Source organism: Brevibacillus sp. M2.1A (genome assembly GCF_013284355.2).
Taxonomy (GTDB): domain Bacteria; phylum Bacillota; class Bacilli; order Brevibacillales; family Brevibacillaceae; genus Brevibacillus.
In genome coordinates this window covers 2,894,578-2,912,871 of the sequence record NZ_JABSUY020000001.1, presented here as the reverse complement: position 1 = coordinate 2,912,871, position 18,294 = coordinate 2,894,578, and the positions used below count along the sequence as shown (strand labels likewise).

23 protein-coding genes are annotated in these 18,294 nt (G+C 46.3%); 9 read left to right on the top strand and 14 right to left on the bottom strand.

Translation table 11 applies throughout. The features are described 5' to 3' along the window. The first annotated feature begins 232 nt into the window (after positions 1–232). Positions 233–1,747, top strand: coding sequence for a histidine ammonia-lyase (gene hutH / locus HP567_RS14375; protein WP_173609764.1), 1,515 nt, complete (start codon positions 233–235; stop codon positions 1,745–1,747). 79 nt (positions 1,748–1,826) lie between these two features. Next, positions 1,827–2,267 carry a thiol-disulfide oxidoreductase DCC family protein gene (locus HP567_RS14370; protein WP_173609765.1) on the top strand — a complete coding sequence of 147 codons (441 nt, stop codon included), beginning with the start codon at positions 1,827–1,829 and terminating at the stop codon, positions 2,265–2,267. A gap of 60 nt (positions 2,268–2,327) precedes the next feature. Here the strand turns inward: HP567_RS14370 and HP567_RS14365 are convergent, their stop codons facing one another. The 7 genes from HP567_RS14365 to HP567_RS14335 form a co-directional block, all read right to left on the bottom strand. After that, complete coding sequence (locus HP567_RS14365; RefSeq protein WP_173609766.1) at positions 2,328–2,624, bottom strand: RNA polymerase alpha subunit C-terminal domain-containing protein; 297 nt, start codon at positions 2,622–2,624, stop codon at positions 2,328–2,330. 14 nt (positions 2,625–2,638) lie between these two features. Further along, positions 2,639–3,559, bottom strand: a complete 921-nt coding sequence (locus HP567_RS14360; protein WP_173609767.1) for an aldo/keto reductase — start codon at positions 3,557–3,559, stop codon at positions 2,639–2,641. 76 nt (positions 3,560–3,635) lie between these two features. Continuing rightward, entirely contained in the window at positions 3,636–4,145 is a 510-nt protein-coding gene (locus HP567_RS14355) for an acyl-CoA thioesterase (RefSeq protein WP_173609768.1), read from the bottom strand. Positions 4,146–4,201: 56 nt separating this feature from the next. Next, entirely contained in the window at positions 4,202–4,966 is a 765-nt protein-coding gene (locus tag HP567_RS14350; RefSeq protein WP_173609769.1) for a DUF3109 family protein, read from the bottom strand. Beyond that, positions 4,963–5,283 (bottom strand): hypothetical protein, encoded by a 321-nt coding sequence (locus HP567_RS14345; protein ID WP_173609770.1) that lies wholly within the window; start codon positions 5,281–5,283, stop codon positions 4,963–4,965. The genes HP567_RS14350 and HP567_RS14345 overlap by 4 nt, the downstream gene beginning before the upstream one ends. Before the next feature lie 111 nt (positions 5,284–5,394). Continuing rightward, on the bottom strand, positions 5,395–5,679 hold the full coding sequence (locus HP567_RS14340) for a 4a-hydroxytetrahydrobiopterin dehydratase (RefSeq protein ID WP_048032351.1): 285 nt from the start codon (positions 5,677–5,679) through the stop codon (positions 5,395–5,397). Positions 5,680–5,755: 76 nt separating this feature from the next. Further along, positions 5,756–6,493 carry a class I SAM-dependent methyltransferase gene (locus tag HP567_RS14335; RefSeq protein WP_173609771.1) on the bottom strand — a complete coding sequence of 246 codons (738 nt, stop codon included), beginning with the start codon at positions 6,491–6,493 and terminating at the stop codon, positions 5,756–5,758. 176 nt (positions 6,494–6,669) lie between these two features. Between HP567_RS14335 and HP567_RS14330 the strand changes: the two genes are divergently transcribed. Both HP567_RS14330 and HP567_RS14325 read left to right on the top strand, forming a co-directional pair. Continuing rightward, the gene (locus tag HP567_RS14330; RefSeq protein ID WP_173609772.1) at positions 6,670–7,095 is read left to right on the top strand and encodes a VOC family protein; all 426 of its coding nucleotides are present in this window, start codon (positions 6,670–6,672) and stop codon (positions 7,093–7,095) included. Between the two features lie 33 nt (positions 7,096–7,128). Further along, a complete protein-coding gene (locus HP567_RS14325; RefSeq protein ID WP_173609773.1) occupies positions 7,129–7,719 on the top strand; it encodes a TetR/AcrR family transcriptional regulator in 591 nt (196 codons plus the stop codon). Positions 7,720–7,788: 69 nt separating this feature from the next. Here HP567_RS14325 and HP567_RS14320 read toward each other — a convergent pair whose 3' ends face one another. The 4 genes from HP567_RS14320 to HP567_RS30015 all read right to left on the bottom strand — a co-directional run bounded on the left by HP567_RS14320 (position 7,789) and on the right by HP567_RS30015 (position 10,701). Next, positions 7,789–8,481, bottom strand: a complete 693-nt coding sequence (locus HP567_RS14320) for a deoxynucleoside kinase (protein ID WP_173609774.1) — start codon at positions 8,479–8,481, stop codon at positions 7,789–7,791. 42 nt (positions 8,482–8,523) lie between these two features. After that, the gene (locus HP567_RS14315; protein ID WP_142064742.1) at positions 8,524–9,165 is read right to left on the bottom strand and encodes a deoxynucleoside kinase; all 642 of its coding nucleotides are present in this window, start codon (positions 9,163–9,165) and stop codon (positions 8,524–8,526) included. A 154-nt stretch (positions 9,166–9,319) separates the two neighbouring features. Then, positions 9,320–10,393: a spore photoproduct lyase gene (gene splB / locus HP567_RS14310; protein ID WP_173609775.1), complete on the bottom strand. Its 1,074-nt coding sequence runs from the start codon at positions 10,391–10,393 to the stop codon at positions 9,320–9,322. 80 nt (positions 10,394–10,473) lie between these two features. Next, a complete protein-coding gene (locus HP567_RS30015; RefSeq protein ID WP_312027517.1) occupies positions 10,474–10,701 on the bottom strand; it encodes a hypothetical protein in 228 nt (75 codons plus the stop codon). A 108-nt stretch (positions 10,702–10,809) separates the two neighbouring features. Here HP567_RS30015 and HP567_RS14305 point away from each other — a divergent pair, with 108 nt between their 5' ends. Then, the gene (locus HP567_RS14305; RefSeq protein WP_173609846.1) at positions 10,810–11,355 is read left to right on the top strand and encodes a sigma-70 family RNA polymerase sigma factor; all 546 of its coding nucleotides are present in this window, start codon (positions 10,810–10,812) and stop codon (positions 11,353–11,355) included. Between the two features lie 5 nt (positions 11,356–11,360). Then, on the top strand, positions 11,361–12,692 hold the full coding sequence (locus tag HP567_RS14300) for a DUF4179 domain-containing protein (RefSeq protein ID WP_173609776.1): 1,332 nt from the start codon (positions 11,361–11,363) through the stop codon (positions 12,690–12,692). A 59-nt stretch (positions 12,693–12,751) separates the two neighbouring features. Here the strand turns inward: HP567_RS14300 and thiD are convergent, their stop codons facing one another. Beyond that, positions 12,752–13,546 carry a bifunctional hydroxymethylpyrimidine kinase/phosphomethylpyrimidine kinase gene (gene thiD, locus HP567_RS14295; RefSeq protein WP_173609777.1) on the bottom strand — a complete coding sequence of 265 codons (795 nt, stop codon included), beginning with the start codon at positions 13,544–13,546 and terminating at the stop codon, positions 12,752–12,754. A gap of 108 nt (positions 13,547–13,654) precedes the next feature. Here thiD and HP567_RS14290 point away from each other — a divergent pair, with 108 nt between their 5' ends. The 3 genes from HP567_RS14290 (at position 13,655) to HP567_RS14280 (ending at position 15,591) form a co-directional block, all read left to right on the top strand. Next, positions 13,655–14,461: a sensor histidine kinase gene (locus HP567_RS14290; RefSeq protein ID WP_173609778.1), complete on the top strand. Its 807-nt coding sequence runs from the start codon at positions 13,655–13,657 to the stop codon at positions 14,459–14,461. Next, on the top strand, positions 14,458–15,105 hold the full coding sequence (locus tag HP567_RS14285; RefSeq protein WP_173609779.1) for a response regulator: 648 nt from the start codon (positions 14,458–14,460) through the stop codon (positions 15,103–15,105). The genes HP567_RS14290 and HP567_RS14285 overlap by 4 nt, the downstream gene beginning before the upstream one ends. 81 nt (positions 15,106–15,186) lie before the next feature. Then, positions 15,187–15,591 carry an SET domain-containing protein gene (locus HP567_RS14280; RefSeq protein WP_012685826.1) on the top strand — a complete coding sequence of 135 codons (405 nt, stop codon included), beginning with the start codon at positions 15,187–15,189 and terminating at the stop codon, positions 15,589–15,591. 426 nt (positions 15,592–16,017) lie between these two features. Here HP567_RS14280 and HP567_RS14275 read toward each other — a convergent pair whose 3' ends face one another. Continuing rightward, a complete protein-coding gene (locus HP567_RS14275; RefSeq protein ID WP_173609780.1) occupies positions 16,018–16,197 on the bottom strand; it encodes a hypothetical protein in 180 nt (59 codons plus the stop codon). Between the two features lie 393 nt (positions 16,198–16,590). Beyond that, entirely contained in the window at positions 16,591–18,090 is a 1,500-nt protein-coding gene (locus tag HP567_RS14270; RefSeq protein ID WP_173609781.1) for an Ig-like domain-containing protein, read from the bottom strand. Positions 18,091–18,294: the final 204 nt, after the last annotated feature.

The following is an 18,294-nucleotide window of genomic DNA, read 5'->3' as shown; positions in this document are numbered from 1 at the left end:
CCGTGACAAGATCATCTTGACTGCACGTAGGCATTTGATACAATGATAGCAATAGCTTAAATAATCAGACAGTTGCACATGAACGAAAGTGAGGAAGAACGTATGCCGCGACGAATGCAGGCTTACACGTTTTCATCCAATCACATACATGCTCTCGAGCGAGGGGTTAGGATATGATATCCTAACCCCTCGCTCTTTTCGTTCTCTGCTCTGCTAAAGGAGGAAATTACAGATGAATCAGCAAGCAAACATTGTAAAAGTAGACGGGGATCAATTGTGTATCGAAGATGTCGTTTCCATTGCAAGGAGCGCCACCTACATCCAATTGACCGAAGAAGCATTGCATCGTGTTCGTGCTTCACGGGCTATGGTGGAGAGAATGGTATCGCAACAGGAAGTCGTATACGGAATCACCACCGGCTTCGGAAAATTCTCTGATGTCATGATCCACGGTGAGGACGTAAGCAAACTGCAAGAAAATTTGATTATGAGTCATGCTTGCGGGATGGGCGACCCTTATGCCGTTGAAGTTGTTCGTGCGATGATGGCTTTGCGCATCAATGCGTTGGCAAAGGGGTATTCAGGAATTCGAGAAGAAACATTGCTCCAGCTAGTAGAACTATGCAATCGAGGGGTTCATCCGATTATACCTCAACAAGGTTCCCTTGGTGCCAGTGGCGACCTGGCCCCTCTCGCTCATATGGTTCTGGTCATGCTCGGCAAAGGTGAAGCACTCGTCAATGGCAAGCGGCTTTCTGGCAAAGAAGCACTGAACGAAGTGGGTCTCTCCCCTATTCGACTGGAGGCAAAAGAAGGTCTGGCTCTGATTAACGGTACACAGGCGATGACCGCACAGCTTTGCCTGGCCTTGTATGATTCGCGAGTTCTGCTTGAAAGCGCGGAATTGATTGCGGCGATGACGATTGAAGCGCTACGTGGAATTCCAAAAGCCTTTGATCCTCAACTCCATCTCGTCCGCCCGCATCCAGGACAGAAGGAATCGGCCAAGCGATTACTCCAGCACTTATCCGGCAGCAAACGTACAACTGCGCAGGGTGAACTGCGTGTACAAGATCCTTACAGCCTTCGTTGCCTCCCGCAAGTGCACGGTGCAACTCGTGATACACTGGAGTATGTATGGACCACAGTTACTCGTGAATGCAATAGCGTCACCGATAACCCTATCCTTTTTACGGAAACTGGCGACGTCATCTCCGGCGGAAATTTCCATGGTCAGCCAATGGCATTCGCAGCAGATTTTCTTGCCATTGCCATAGCTGAACTGGCAAATATTTCTGAAAGAAGGACAGAACGTCTCGTCAATCCACAGCTAAGCGGTCTTCCCGGATTCCTAACCGAAAATGGAGGACTCCATTCTGGATTTATGATTACGCAATATGTAGCCGCTTCCATTGTTTCTGAAAACAAAGTGCTCTGCCATCCGGCATCTGTCGATTCGATCCCGTCATCTGCCAATCAGGAGGACCATGTCAGCATGGGTACAACTTCTGCTCGCAAGCTTCGCACGATCGTATCTAATGTCACCAAGGTGCTTGCCATTGAATATTTGGCAGCAGCACAAGCTATCGATTTTGGTTCGGGAGATCTTGGAACAGGTACAGCACGAGCCTATGAAGAGTTGCGCCGGGTGATTCCCCGCCTGCATGAAGACCGCGAAATGCATCCTGATCTCGTAAAGGCAGAAGAGCTGATCCAGCAAGGGACACTCGCGTTTGTGACGGAATAATTGTTCGTGTATAGGAACCATTGTCTTTCTCTGTTATGATGGAGCTAAGGATAAGCATGTAGAACAAACCACTTGAAGTATGGAGGGCTGTCTCATGAAAGCAGGCAGAGAACTGGACCATCCTGCGTATCTGTTGCTGTTTGATGGGGTTTGTCATCTGTGCCACGGTGCTGTGCAGTTTATTTTGAAGCGTGATCCGCATGGACACATTCATTTTGCTTCCTTGCAGTCACAGAGAGCGCAGGAAATTTTGTCTCATTACAACTATCAGGAAAAAGACATGTCATCCGTTGTCTTTATCGCCAACGGACAGCTATATACGAAATCGGATGCGATCTTGCACGTTGGCCGCAAGCTTCAAGGCGGATGGCCTCTGCTGTCAAACATAGCTCGACTCATCCCTAGACCTGTCCGCAATCCGATTTATGATTGGGTCGCGAGAAATCGCTATCGATGGATGGGTAAAGCAGAGCAATGCATGCTACCTACCCCGCAGATCAGATCCCGCTTTTTGGATTAAATGAAAAAGGAGAAGCCGCTGTCCTCTCGCGGCTCCTCCTTTTTTATTCGCTGTGTTCAATCATTCGTTCTTAAATGACAATCCCTTTTCCTTCAATACTGTCCGAAGTTTCGGCATAGATGCTGGCCCCATCCCATGAAATTTCAGAACCTCTTTTTCGCTGTAGCTTGCGAGCTGTTCCAAGGTAGTGATTCCATTGTGTTCCAATGCCCTTCTTGCTGGTGCCGAGAGCAGAGAAAGAAATCCCATGTCCGGTTTGCGTTCTTGCTCACAGATTGGACAAGTCGGACAATCTGTGCTTTTCATGTATGAATGACCATTCGCGCACGTTCTTTCCGTTTTTTTGGAAGTTGTCATGGCACGTATCCTTTTTATTTCGACATCGCTTGTGGATGCTCATCGCTTACATAGTCAGCCGCTTTGGCATTTGCCTCTACTTGTGCTGGGCTCTTGCTGCCCGGGATCACGGTCGTGACAGCCGGATGCTTGAGGCACCACGCCAATGCCCACTGCGCCATATCCATTCCTTCTGGAACTTCATTTTTCTTGATTTCTTCTACCTGGAGCAACAGCTTGTTGACATGCTCCTGATCGTGTCGGTGTCGAACATCATTTCCACTGAATACAGAACCCGGCTTATACTTTCCGCTCAAATAACCACTCGCCAACGGAACGCGAGCCAATACACCCAGGTCTTGCTGCTGGCAAGAAGCAAAAACACTTTCTTCCGGCTTTTGATCCAGACGATTGTAAACTACTTGGATTGCTTTTGCATGTACTGAAGAAGCAGCTGATGTTTGATGCATGTTGTCGTTTTTCGCTATGGAGAGACCGAGATGACGGATCGTTCCTGCCTGCACCTGTTTGTCGAGGTAGGTCCACAAGTCATCATTGTCAAAAGCCTCGTCAGGTCCCGAGTGGAATTGGTACAAGTCAATATAGTCGGTCTGCAAGGCTTGCAGCGATTTTTCCAACTGCTGCTGTACTTCAACTGCACCGTAATGATTGGTTCGAGAAAATTTGTCATGAAAATGATGCCCGAATTTCGTCGCCACAATCCAGTCTTCCCGGCGGCTTTTTTTCAAATATCCTCCGATAAGCTGTTCGGACAGATGATCTCCGTAGCATTCCGCTGTATCAATCAAGTTGATGCCGAGATCTTTTGCTTTGTCGAGAATCTGGTCAACAGCTTCTTGGGAGAAATCCATGCCCCACTCCCCGCCAAATTGCCAGGTACCTACACCGATCACGGATACGTTCAGATCCGTTTTTCCTAGTCTGCGGTACTTCATTGCCCGATTCCTCCTCCTCATAAATAAACGAGAATTCCCTGAACGAATGTTCGTTCAGGGTGAAGACTAAAAGAATTTATATGTTTTTCTCGATGTTCAATTGGCTCACGAAATCTTGCAGATTCCCTTTTCGTTCTTTGCGCATTTTTTTGCGCTCATCCGCAGTGGCCATCAATCGCTCTTCTTCCTCTGTTTCAGGGACAATGGCTGGCACCTCAGTCGGATTTCCATCTTCATCTAAGGCAACAAAGGTGAGAAAAGATGTCGCGGTCAAAATGCGATTGCCAGTCTGGAGATTTTCTGAGATAACCTTTACGAAAATTTCCATGGACGTTTTGCCCGTTGACGAAACAAACGCTTCGAGGCAAATGGAATGTCCCATTTTGACGGGAGCAAGAAAGTCAATCGAGTCAATCGATGCTGTCACAACAGGGCGACGCGAATGTCGCATCGCAGCGATTGCAGCTACCTCATCTATATAAGCCATCATCGTACCACCAAAAATAGTCCCATGGTAATTCGTATCGGATGGCTGAACCAGTGATGCCTGAATTGTACGAGATTCTTGAGTTGTCTTGACGTTCATCGCTGTTGCTCCTTTATCAATCTACTTGATGCATACATCATCATATCACAAGGCATTCAACGTTCCAATTGATAGCTACTCGCAAGTATGCCTTCTATTCGCTCGGCATCATCTTGCAAGATATAACGTAACAAAGGGAGATTCCACTCATAGGCTGGTCGATAGCCTTCTAATGCAAACAGCTTGTCATCTATGTGCGTGGCAAGCTTTCGGCGAGCCGGACTGGCACAATAAAACTGCTCCAAATAATCCGTACCCCATCTGGAAAAGGAGGACGTTTCATTGGTAACTGCTGTTAACAGAATCCCCTCCCCTGTATCAATCAAATCGATTGGATACAGTTGACAGCTAAATGGCTTAATAGGCTCTACTTCACGACCAGCCTGCTCCGCATAAGCATGGATCGCACACCCGTAACGCCCATTGTTTTCTTGATAAAAAAGGCAATTGCCATGCCGCATGCGAATAGTTCCTTGAGGTTCATTGCGATCCCAAACTCCATAAAGAAGCCAATGATTGCGTTCAGCCTCATCCTCGAGTCCAGCAGAGATAGAGGGGATTTCCCCCTCCATGATTGGAATCTGCCATTCTTCTACGGCGTAAGGTTGTCCACCCTCACAACAGGTCTCACGATGAACCGTCCTGCAATTCCAACAGTCCAAGTGAAACAAAGCATGGAGGGCTGTTACATCAACCAAATATTGTCCCGCTCTCACCAACGAATGCTTGTTTTTCTTTATATATTTTTCGCAGTGGTACGCCTCTTTATCAGACATAGGATCGGGCGTGCCTACATAACGAAAAGCTCGCTTCGTTTTCATTTTTGCAAAACAATCTCCGCTTCTGTTCCAAAAATACGCAAATGCCCTTCCTCATAGCTAGCCAAATCTACTTCATCACCCGGAATCTCCATCAGGATTTCCAGTTCTTCGCTATCTGCTGTGGTAAACACAAGGAGGAGATCTTTTTCTTCAAATTCATTGTCAGTCAGCTTGGTTTCCAAAAGCTGAGCTTGAAATTGTGTTACCTCTTCCTCTTCTTCCCTATCGGTATCCCATTGGGTAAAAGTCACGGAAGCCTTTTGATTTTTATACTCCGCCAACAGTTGAATCAATTGCTCATGTTGTTGAATGTCCATCTTGTAATCCCTCCGAAATGGTTCATACTGCCCATCATAACAAAGTAACTCTTAAAAAGCCAAAAAGAAACACCGCTTCGCTATGGGAAGCGGTTATTTCTCTTCTGCCTTTCAGCTTACTTTGCTAATGGTCTGGGCTAATGCAAAATCTTTGCCGGTTAAACCTTTTGCCTCACGGGTGGCTAACGTAAACGTGACTGTCCCACCTGCCAGATGAATTTCCACATGCTGATTGTCATGCTCAAGCATCTCCGCCACACGGTTGACGAAACTGACCGCAGTGGAAAAGTCACGACAGTGGTACGTGCGTGATAGTGCCATTCGGTCTTCTACCAGCTTCCAGCCAGGTACTTTGCTCAGATACAATTTGACCTGTTCCAAAGACAGCTTGCTCATTGTAGCAATGCCCCCTTTTACCCGATAAATGGTTGTTACACCATCATATTCACGAGACGTACAGGTTATCCGCACCCTATTGCTTCACAGCATAAAAAATCATACGCGGTGATTCATGCGCCACATATTCTTCAAATAGATAGTTTCCAAATACTTGAATTTTTTCGAATCCCGCTTCTGTCAGCATCGCAATCATTTGCTGGGCAGAAAACAAGCGAACCTGCTCCATATACTCACGCGGTTCATTCGATGACTCGTCGGAAATCAGTATCCGCTTTTTCACAAATCCATCCTGGATCCAGCGCTCTTCTTTAATCAACATCCCACTGACTTCCTTGGTAGAGTGCGGCACGAGATTATCGATGACGTACGCTGCATTTAAGAAATCGATGACCACTTCACCTTTTGTTTTGAGAGCTTGTGCCATGTTACGAATAACGTTAGCATTTTCTTCATCTGTGGAGAAATAACCGAAGCTGGTAAACAAATTCACCACGATATCAAATTCTTCGCGAAACGGAATGTCGCGCATGTCACAGCGGGCAAAACTTAGCTGTGGATAGGTGTTTTGTTCCTCGGCCAACTGTAAAAGAACAGGCGACAAATCCACACCAACTACTTCATACCCCCGGCGAGCCAGCGCACGCGAATGACGCCCGCTCCCGCAGCAAAGATCAAGTACGCGTCCTGTGTCCTTTACCGGCAATCTTTCCAACAGATTAGCGATCTCTCCATCTGCTGCCGAATCGTCCCTATGACGATACACAAGCACATAATCTTCGCGAAAGCTGCGTTCAAACCATTCTTCTGCCATGTCTGAGCCCCTTTAATTCCAAGATGTTCTTATTATACCACAGCGGGGTTTATCCGTTGCCGATTTGCGTGTGGCAAAGTGTAGGAAGCTTTGTTGAAAAAATTGTGAAAACATTTTACATACATACTGTATGTATGTAAAATTAACCTCATCCAATCGTGAAGGAGAGATCCGTAATGAAAGTGAATAGCTTTTATCCTGTCATCTTGACAAAACAAGTTGAGGCTAGCTCGAAGTTTTATCGAGAGCACTTTGGTTTTGAAATTGTTTTCGAAGCAGACTGGTATGTGAGCCTGCAAAATAAGAGCAGTACTCCAGCATTTGAGCTAGCCATCTTAGATCCTTCACACAACACGATTCCACAGGGTTTCCGAAAGCCAGTTGATGGTGGTCTTATCCTTAATTTCGAAGTCGATGATGTTGACGCTGAATACGAGAGACTTATTGTGAAAGCAGGTCTTCCTCTCCATCTTGACATTAAAGACGAAGATTTCGGTCAGCGGCATTTTATCACATCCGATCCAAACGGCATTTTACTTGATATCATAAAAGTAATCCCGCCTTCTGAAGCATTTGCTGACAGCTATGTTGACCCTGTCTAATCTGGCATGAAACAAGTAAGGAGATTGTAAAGCATGAAGATGTCCAAAGCAGAACAAAAACAGCAGACGATGCAAAAACTGATCGAAATAGCAAGAGAGGTGTTCTCCAAACAAGGCTATGCGGATGCCGCCATGGAAGACATCGTAAAACAAGCCGGGGTGACCCGGGGCGCACTATACCATCATTTTGGGAACAAAGAAGGGTTGTTTGAGGCAGTACTGGCTTCTGTCCAACAAGAAATCGGAGAGCGCGTAGAAGCTGAAGCTGCGAAAAGTGAGGAGCCTTGGCAACAATTGATCTTGGGGTGCCTGGCCTTTGTCTCCTCGGCCATCGAACATCGCACCAAGCGGATTTTGCTTATCGATGGCCCTTCTGTCATCGGGTGGGAAACGTGGCGCCGAATGGACGAGGAAAACTCCATGCGGCATCTCAGGGAGCAGCTTCAAACGATGCAGGAGCAAGGGTACCTACGTCCCGTTTCCATCGACGCTCTGACCCATTTGCTGTCTGGTGCGATGAACGAAGCCGTCCTCTGGATTTCGGAGACGCCTGATCATGAGAAGTCCCTTGAGGAAATTTCTGCAGCATTGACCTTGCTCTTGGAAGGATATCGCACCCAATAAAAGCAAAGCACCCCTGCTTCCGCCTCTTTCCGGGCAAAATGCAGGGGTGCTCTGTTATTGTAAAGGGTTTTATGATGAAAAGCGGGTAGCTCGTCCGATCCGAATTTTTTCAGCAGCCCGCTCAATAATGCTCTCTACCGAAGATGGGTCATCCACAACGTCGTATTCGTTGATATTGACCCGCAAAATCGGACAGGAAGTAAAGGAGGCAATCCAGCTATCATAGCGACCAAACAAATCCTGCCAGTAATCCACCGGCGTTTGTTGTTCCATCGGACGCCCGCGCTCTTTTACGCGACCAACAATATCATCGAAGCTGCCCTCTAAGTAGATCAAAATGTCCGGATGCGGGAAGTAAGGCGTCATGACCATCGCTTCAAAAAGTTCTGTATAAGTGCGGTAATCTTCTTCTGTCATGTTGCCTTGCTCGTACAGCATGCGGGCAAAAATCCCGGTATCCTCATAGATGGAGCGATCTTGGACAAAACCGCCGCCATAATCAAACATCCGTTTTTGTTCCTTGAAGCGTTCTGCCAAAAAGAAAATTTGCAAATGGAAACCCCATCGCGATAAATCATTATAGTAACGGCCCAAATACGGGTTATTGTCAACCTTTTCTACAGATACGCGAAATCCGAGCTGATCTGCCAAGGCATGTGTAAAGGTGGATTTTCCTACCCCTACTGTCCCGCCGATCGTAATTACTGCGTTGTTTGGTATCCCGTATTTTTCACGAAGCGTGCTGTTTTGAAACCTCGACATGTACGCAACTCCTTATCCCCATGCTTACTTTTCCTTTGTTCCCTATCCTTCTTGTCCCATCAACTCTTGAATTCGTGGCACAATTCGATCCAGTACAACCTTCAAATCTTCTGGTCGATGTACGAAATCCAAATCGTCACAATCGAATTTGATGACAGGCGTATCCGGATGATGCTTTTCAAACGCTTCCATAAACTCGTTGTAATCAGCAATCAGGTTCTCCATATAGGTGACATCCATGCTGCGCTCCATTTCGCGATCGCGCATCGCAATTCGCTTCATCACGGTCTCAATCGAAGCTGTCATGTAGATCACTAAATGCGCCTGAGGCAAATCCTCTGTTAGGATATCATAAATTTTGAGGTACTTTGGCAGGTTATCTCCTTGTAGCGTCCGTTTGGCAAAAATCGTATTTTTGAAAATATTGTAATCAGAAACAACGGAAATACCTTGATTCAGGAACTGTGAATGAATATCCTGCAACTGCTTGTAACGATTGCAGAGGAAAAACATCTCGAGTTGAAAGCTCCATTCGGCAATATTTTCATAAAATTTACCCAGGAACGGGTTTTCGTAGACGATCTCTTCCAGTAGCTGCAAGTTGCATGCACGGCTTAGTTCCCGCGATAAAGAGGTTTTTCCAATACCAATAGGTCCCTCAACGGTAATCAATATGGACTTCATGTATGCTTCGATTCCTTTCAAGAAAATGAGAGCACTCCATATTCTAGCACGTATGTAAGCGTTTGTCGAAAATATTCGCATCGTGTCGTTTGGTATCATTTGGTGCTCATCTTTCTAAAAGAAAAACTGCTCTTCATCAAGAGCAGTCTGGTTCTTACGTAAAATATTCAACCCGAGCCTGTGGAAACAATCGTGCAATTTCACTTTCCAAATGGGCCTGCAAAGCCTTTGCTTGGATGTCGGGATAGACATACTTCCCTTTCCCGTATTTCCCCCATTTGTACTTGCGCTCTTCTTCCTTCATCTCCAGCTTCGTTTTCGGATAACGCTGGAGGATCAAGCTTTTCGCGATCTTGGTAAAACGGTGCTGGATTAGCTCAAACGTCAAATCCTCCATCGCTTCGGGAACCAACTGCGAACGCAGCCTTTCCAACAAATCGGTATACCCTGCTTCCCATCCGTCAAACCAATACAAAGGCGCTAAAATAAAGCCCAGCGGATAACCTGCCTTGGCTACCTTCCCTGCTGCCTCCAGTCGCTGATGAAAGCTGGAGGTACCTGGCTCAAAATTTTTGATGACATAGTCGGCATTCATGCTGAAACGAAATCGGGTATGCTTGTTGTGCTTGGCATCCAGCAAGGAATCCACATGGTGAAACTTCGTCACGAAGCGCAACCGCCCAAACTCCTGCTGGCCCATAAACTCAATTGCTCGTTTCAGATTGCCTGTAAGATGCTCAATACTTACCGGATCAGATGTACAAGCTGCCTCAAAACGAGTGATTTCTCCCGGGCGTTCTTGGATATACTTTTCGGCCTGTGCCAGAATCTCATCTGTATTAACGTACACCCGAACATACGGCTTAGTCCCGATATTGGTGTTCAAATAGCAATAGTGACAGTGGGCAGCACATCCTGTTGCCAGTGGAATGGCATATTCTGCGGAAGGCTTGGAAGTCTCGAACTTCAATGTTTTGCGTACACCAATGACCAACGTCCGCTTCGCATTGCGATATTTCTCCACTTCTGTATCACCAGGAATGCCACGAACCTGATTATGGCTTGTCGTCATCTGCATCGGAATCCCTTCCGCCTGAAAACGGCGATACAGCTCTTGACCAAGTGGATAATTCAATGCATGTGGCTCCACGAAAATATAATCCGGAACAAACAGCTTGCTGCCTTTCTGCTCCGTTTTTTCAGGTCTTTCCAAAAGGGTTGTTCCCATAGCCATCATTCCCCCCTTCACCTAGTATGCCCGTGCCACTCGACTGGACGTGAGGGGAAGTATGGCTGTGTCTTTGCCTTTTATTTCAGGGTGTTCTTAAAATCGCGTAATAGCGTCTTTGCTTGCTCCTCTTGAGTTTGCGGGACTTGGAGCGTATAGACATGTCCTGCTTTTTTGGTCTGCCTGGATAAAAGCCTGACTCGAATTCCTTTCATTTCTAAATAACGCCGACATTCCTGAGCAATCCGTGGGAGACCATACGATTCATGAATCGTAACCCATTTGATCCACATACACCTGCACCCCATCCTTACACACTTCTTTCTTTTACAGTAAGCAGTGGACGGGTGATTGGTTCAACACAAAAGAGAGTTGCTGACATTTTAGGAAAACCGTTTTTGCCTCTTGGCCGTCTAATGGTAGAGGAGGGGGAAAAAGTGAATCTGGAACTGCTCGTTTCACGCGCAAAAAATGGGGATGATGATGCCTTTTTTCAACTCGTCAGCCTTCATAAAGAACAACTGTATAAAATCGCCTACGCCTTTCTTCGTAACGAGACAGATGCATTAGAGGCCATTCAGGAAGCGACGTGCCGTTCCTATCTCAAGCTGGCACGATTGAAACAGCCTGCGTATTTTCGTACTTGGCTGACCCGCATCCTTATTCATATTTGTCTGGATGAGCAAAAGCGCCGAAAACGGATCATATTGGATCCTATGGAGGATGACGTCGAAAGTCTTGCAAGTACTCCGATGGACGACCAAAATGTCGAGCGTATCCAAATTGAAGCGGCTCTCGCTCGTCTCAGTCCAAATTATCGGCACATCATTATTTTGAAATATTTCGAAGATCGGACAATACGCGACATTGCTGAGGTACTCGGTCATCCGGAAGGCACCATCAAAACATGGCTGCACAAGGCTCTGGGTGCACTGCGCAAAGATCTCGGGAAAGGCTGGTGAGCTTTATGAGTGAAAATGAAAAAAAGAATGCGAGTCCATTCATTGTTCCCGCTGAGATTGATCAATACATTCGAAGAGGGATGGAACAAGCAAAAGAGCTGCGTCAAAATCGGAGCCGCAAACGCTGGGTACGCGTTGGTTCTAGTCTGGTTGCTTGTTTGTTCATTTTCGTGTTTATTTTTTCCGTTCGCCTTTCACCCGCTGTTGCCGCATATGTCAGCTCGATTCCCTGGATGGAAAAGATCGTTGATTTTCTTCGGGACGATAAAGGCTTGCAAAAGGCAGCAGAACACAACCTCGTTCAAAATATTGGCGCCAGTGGTTCAAGGGAAGATGTGACGTTTACCATCGATCAAGTTTTGGCCGACGAAAAACGGATGGTCCTCTTCTATACTGTAAAGCATCCATTTACGGATAAAGAAGTAGCCCTGCACAAGATCGAGTTGTTAGACAAAACGGGAAAGGAATGGGAGCATGGTGTATCTTGGTCAAGCATGGGGAGAGAAGAGCCTGTGATTCAGGATCGTATTGATATTGTCATCAATGAAGCCACTGAAATACCCGATGCAATGACTGCAAAAGTCACACTTGCAATCGATAATCTCGAACAAAAGACTCCTCTCTTGATCGACTTTGCTGTAGATAAAAACAAATTTAAGACCTTTGACAAAAAAGTGTACCCGGTGATGAAGGAAGTCATGATCGACGGTCAGCGTTTCACGATTGAACAAATCGCGGTCTTTCCTACTCAGACAGAAGTGAGCATTCGCTTTGATCCAGCTAACCAAAAGCACGTATTTGATTTTGATAAGCTGAGGCTCGAAGATGAAAAAGGAGAAACATTCGCTTTTTGGGGAAATGGCGTTCCTGTTCGTGACAACGGTGAAAATGGGAGGATATACAATCTGGAAAGTATTTATTTTGTAGAGCCCGAAAAGCTAATTCTCAAAGCCGATAGCATTCGTGCCCTAGACAAAGATAAATTGCGAATCGTAATCGACGCGAAGACAGGCACATTAACAAACGTGCCGAATGATCGCTTAAAATTAACAGCACTGCGTCAAGTCGATGATGTGGTGGGTATGGACTTTTCTTTGAAGGTTCCGCTTCAAGATAAACACTCTCATATATCCTTAGGGTATGACCTGACTGACGACCTTGGAAATGAATATGATTATGTGCAAGGAAGCAACTACTCCACAAATGATGAATCGATTCAAAACTATTCTATTTTATTCAAGCGAAAAACAAACAAAGGCACCCCTACTTCCTATTCCTTTCCTCTGTCCAGCTATCCTGAACGTCTTCAAGGTACTTTTTCTGTAGAAGTCAAATAAAAAATACCCCATCAGCGATTGCTTGTACGGAATCGCTGTGGGGCATTCTTTTGATAAACTTAGTCTACAACCGCCCAGTGGTTGGTCGGCCCATGCCCGCCACCCAATTGGGGTGCTGTCTTAATTGCTTCGAAAATAAAGCGATTTGCTTTTTCTACCGCAGTGATGAGCGGTGTATGTTTGGCTAACTCTGCTGTAAGAGCCGCGGAGAATGTACAACCTGTACCGTGCGTATGGCGTGTATGAATACGCTCATGGGATATTTCATGGAATGCGGTACCATCGAACAAAATATCAACGACAACGTCCCCTTGCATATGTCCACCCTTCATCAGGACATTGCGGGCGCCCAACGCATGTATCGCTTTTGCCCCTTCGCGCATCTCATCTGTCGTCTCGATTCTCATGCCAGTCAAGCATTCTGCTTCCGGCAAGTTAGGTGTGACGACTTCCGCCAACGGCAACAACTCTGTTTTCAATGCAACGATCGCCTCATCCAACAGTAGTTTTGACCCTCCCTTGGCAATCATCACCGGGTCTACCACCAGCTTTTTCAGGCCAAATGCTTTGATCTCTTCCGCAACAACACGAATGATATCAGCGTTAAACAGCATGCCCGTTTTCGCCGCGTCAGCGCCAAGATCACGCAACACCTCATGCATTTGCTGGGCAACTGCCTCTGTCGGCAACGGATAAACACCTGCTACACCCAATGTATTTTGTGCAGTGATTGCGGTGATCGCACTCATCCCGTACACACCGAGTTGATGAAAGGTTTTCAGATCTGCCTGAATCCCAGCTCCCCCACCGCTATCTGAACCCGCTATCGTCAATGCTTTCGCAATCGTGCTCATGATATTCCCTCCTGCTTTCCACCTTTTCTCACCTGAGTATACCATCCGCTCGTCCCATTCGGTATACTTAAGGAATGTTTGCCAACAGTCATGCAAGGAGGCATCTGCATGTCCTATCGAATCTTTTATTGGTTGACCTTTTTGATTCCAACCATCATCATCGGGGGTTTTGAATTCATCCGTCACGACTTTCTGCTGCCTTATATGTCTATGGAAGCTGGAAATGTGTACATTACCCTCTTGACGCTCTTTCTCTCTTTTTTATTTGCTACCTGGATGTTTCACACACTTAAACAAATGAATGCACGAATCGTCGAGGAACAAGCCCGTCGCGCTGTTTATGAAGAACGGGAACGCCTTGCCCGCGAATTACACGACGGGATTGCACAGTCTTTGTTCTTCCTCAACGTAAAGCTGAAGCAGGGACAATTGGACGATGCACGGGTCGCTGTATCTGCCATCGACAATCATGTACGCCAAGCCATCTTTAACTTGCGCTCATTGCCAGAAGAAGGCAGTCTGGATCAACGCCTTGAGAAATGGTTGGCCCAATGGAGCGCTTTATCAGGAATCGACGTTGCTAGCGAATTGCACGTCAAAGACGGCTTTTTTACTCCCACCGCAGAAGTACAACTGTTTGGGATCATCCAGGAAGCTTTTGCCAACATTCGCAAGCATTCTCAGGCCAAGCATTCGTGGATTCACCTCACGACAGATGAAACAACTGGCTGGATTCTCGCCGTTGAGGACGATGGCATTGGGATTTCCAACCCTTCTCCCGATACGAAAAAATACGGTTTGTCCATGATGCGCGAGCGAGCACGCCAGTTGAACGCCTACCTCGACATTCAGGTGCGACCGGCAGGCGGCACGATCATCCGCTTATCTTCTTATTCAGGAGGAAAAACACTATGAACGCTTACCGTGTATTGATCGCCGACGACCACCCGATGGCTCGTATGGCCATTCGCAGCCTCCTTGATCCAGATCCCTCTTTTGAAGTCATCGGAGAAGCACAAAATGGTGAGGAAGCCTTTCTCTTATGCGGACAAATACAACCGGATCTTGTGCTCATGGACATCAACATGCCGAAATGGAGCGGACTCGAAGCGACCCGCGAGGTCAAGAAAGCATACCCGCACATCAAGGTAGTCATTCTCAGCGTCTCCGATGACGTTGCTGACCTGATCACTGCCATTCAGTTCGGTGCCCAAGGTTACTTGCTGAAAAATTTAGAGCCTGACGACTGGATTAACTACTTGCATGCCTTGCTCGGCGAGGACAGTGAATTGACTCGCGAAATGGCAACACGACTCATGTACCGCTTCCGTCAAGAAGAAACCACAGATGAAATGGTCCCTGCTGTTCTGACCCCGCGAGAGAGAGAGATTGTCATGTATGTGGGAGCAGGAAAAACGAATCGGGAAATAAGCGAAGCGCTGATCATCGCAGAAAACACAGTGAAAAACCACCTGAAAAACATTCTCGAGAAGCTGCAATTGGCTAATCGCGTCCAGCTCGCTGCTTACGCGGTTCGCCATCATTTGGTTATCAAATAAAAAACATTGCTTTCTGCTCGATCAACTGTCATCCTTAGAAAGATACGTTTTCCACAGACATAAGAAATGCAGGTGATCCGCATGATCGAAGTCAAGACCTCCAAACTAAGCAATGGAGAATTAAATAGAGGTGTATTTGCAACGCAAGATATCCGAAAAGGCGACCTGATTCATGAAGCGCCCGTGCTGCCTTATTTGAACGAAGAGCATGAGCATATTGAGAAAACCTTGCTCGCGGATTATGCATTTGAGTACGGTGCTAATCACACGGCCTTCTTGTTAGGGTATGGTATGCTATTTAATCATTCCTACACGCCAAATGCCACGTATGAGATTAATTTCGACAACCACACGTTTGATTTTTATGCGTATACGGACATTCAGGCGGGTGAAGAAATCTTAATCAACTACAATGGTGATGAGGATTGCGATGATCCTCTCTGGTTTTACGAAGACCAACAGAAAGAAACAGACGATACCAAATAAGCTTATGCTGTAAAAAGAAAGAAAACCCGGAAACAGACACTTGGGAAAGTGCCCGTTATCCGGGTTGTTTTGTGCAACTCTATCCCTTCCCAAGCTATTTGGGCGGGCTTTCGCCTTCTCGTGGAAAGGTATCTATTGCATAGTCTTGTTAATTCCCCTACGTTCCATTTGAATATACTCTTCTTTGCTTCTATATTCATTGCATCTGGATTCTCTTGAAAATCATAGTAATCTATATCCAGTCCAATCACATCTTAACCTTTAAAAACTGTCTACGGAATGAGAAGTCTACATTACACAAGGATTATGATGAATCGTAATCAATACAAAAAGACACTAGCATTAAATTGCTAATGTCCATGTAGAAAAGAATAAACATTGTTGTGGTATCGTTCACCGACGCTTTGCCGGGAAAGGTTGACAGGATCACATCTTTGTTTCCTTTTTGGGAGAATCGCCCGAAACCAGGAACCCTCCCATCAGGCAGAGAATCACCCCTAGCCCTATTAAAATATAGTTATATTCAAAGGTCTGAAAATAATATTGCAGAACAAACAGTACCATCCCTAATACAATAGCGATTTTGCCACCCCATTGTTTTCTCACAATTTAATCCTCCGTGTACAAGATCTTTGGCTGTAAAACAAGAATGATACCTTTTACGTTGACCCCTACCTGATTGTTTCATTTTTCTTAAAACAATATCACCTCATCAACTCCGCTTACCGAATTAATAATTATGCTATCCTGCCCGTTCGTATTATGAGGTCAGCCAATTTTTACTGGTTTATCATTTTTAATATGGTTCTACGATTACGTAGCCGGGGTAGAACGTCCCTACCCGTGGGGCATTGACCTCGTACGCTAAACTGTTCACCCCCTACTTGTAGAAACATGTTTGAGGCTGGTTGGGACATCTTTCGACGATGTTAATGGGAAGAACCTCCTATCTCTTTGACAGGAGGTTAAGTACGTTATCTATTGACGCAATTTGAGTATCTACCCTTTCACCTGGACCGAGAATACTGCTTTTTTTCCTTGAAAGGTTGCGATGATTTGCACTTTTCCCTTCTCTTTGGCCGTAACTCGTCCATTCTCGTCAACCACGGCCATTTCTTCGTTGGAAGAGGTCCATTGAACCCCGTTCGTCAGATCTTCTTTAGTATCGTCATCATAAACAGCCGTAACCTTAAGTTCTTCTGTATCGCCTTTATCCAGTTTCAGTTTGTGCATTTGCATTTGCGGCTTAAGGGAGACGATGGTTTTTGTTTTGCCGTATTTGATCAGATAGATGTCTCGCTTGTCCGCCATTGTTGTGCTTTTTTCCCAATATTCGCCCAATAACAAGTACTGGTCATTTCCCTGGGGAACCGCATTAGCAACGCGTATTTGCGGGAACGAGATCGTTCTCTCCCACAAAAGGTCGCCAGAGTGATCCAACTTCTTGAAATTCCATTTGGAAGGGTCAGCGTTTATCGAATCCATCAGCCCGATCAGCATGTAGCCATCATCCGCTGTCTCGGACAACAATAAGCCTCTTTCTCCGTCCGACACTTCTCCACTTCCCACTTCGGTATCGTAAAGCTTCTGCCAAACAACTTTCCCCTCCGAATCGATATGCCACGCAACGATGTCATCGAAACCCGGGTCAGAGTTGAAGCGGTTGGTGTATCCGGTGACGAGAAGCCCGCCATCGGTCGATGGGAGGACTGATTTGATTGTGATTGAACCCTTCTGTTCGTAGGTATGTTCCCAAAGCTTGTCCGCTTCTTCGGACAGCTTTGCCACGTACAGGTGAGCATCGCCGGAGAACACACTGCCTTGGACAAACATTTCCCCGCTTTTGGTAACAAAAACCCGATGAGCCGAGTTGCTCAACGGCTTATCCCATTCGATTTCACCTGATGCTGTGATCTTCACGATATTGTATAGGTACTGTCCACTCTCTTCGAGGTATTTGTGGCCTACTGCGACCACACCACCGTCGAATGTTTCGGCGAAATCACTGTACAGCAGGACGTATCTGTCCGGTATCATCGCCCCTCCCTCTACCTCAATTGCTTTCGTCCACTCCTCATCTCCGGTTTCACTCAATTTGATCAACTGCAGCTTGTCCGGCTCCGAGCGCAGCGCTCCCATCACTAGATATCCGCCTTCTTTCGCCTGCTCCACGTCGGCGATAAAGAACTCTTCCGGCATGCGCTTTGACCATTCTTCCTGACCCGTTCCATCTGCTTTCACCAGCAAAGGGGGGAGTATGCGATAATCACTGTTCGTCCCGTTTGCCCATACCAGCCCGCCTCCATCTTTCGTCGGGACGACCTTTTGGACTAACTCCCGCGTCTCCTCTTTCGTATAACGCTGTTCCCACTTCAGTTGGATCTCATCATCGGCAGCGGAAGCTTGTCCGATCAGACAAAGCGATGCCGCCAACGAGAAGCCAACCATCCGGATCAAGAACCGCCGGCAACGGAAATGATTCTTTTCCCTTGTTCTCATGTTTTCCACACTCCATTTTTAGCGATATTGGAAATGTTTTTCCAACCTATTCCTACTTATATAAGAGCATGAGCATGACAATCTTGTACAGTAACCTTATTCCTAGGCAATAAATCGGAAAGCAAGTCTTCGTTAAACCTTTTTCCTGCTTCTTCCTACTTAGTGACTACTGGAGGGGATTACGCATACAAACGGGATTTCGAC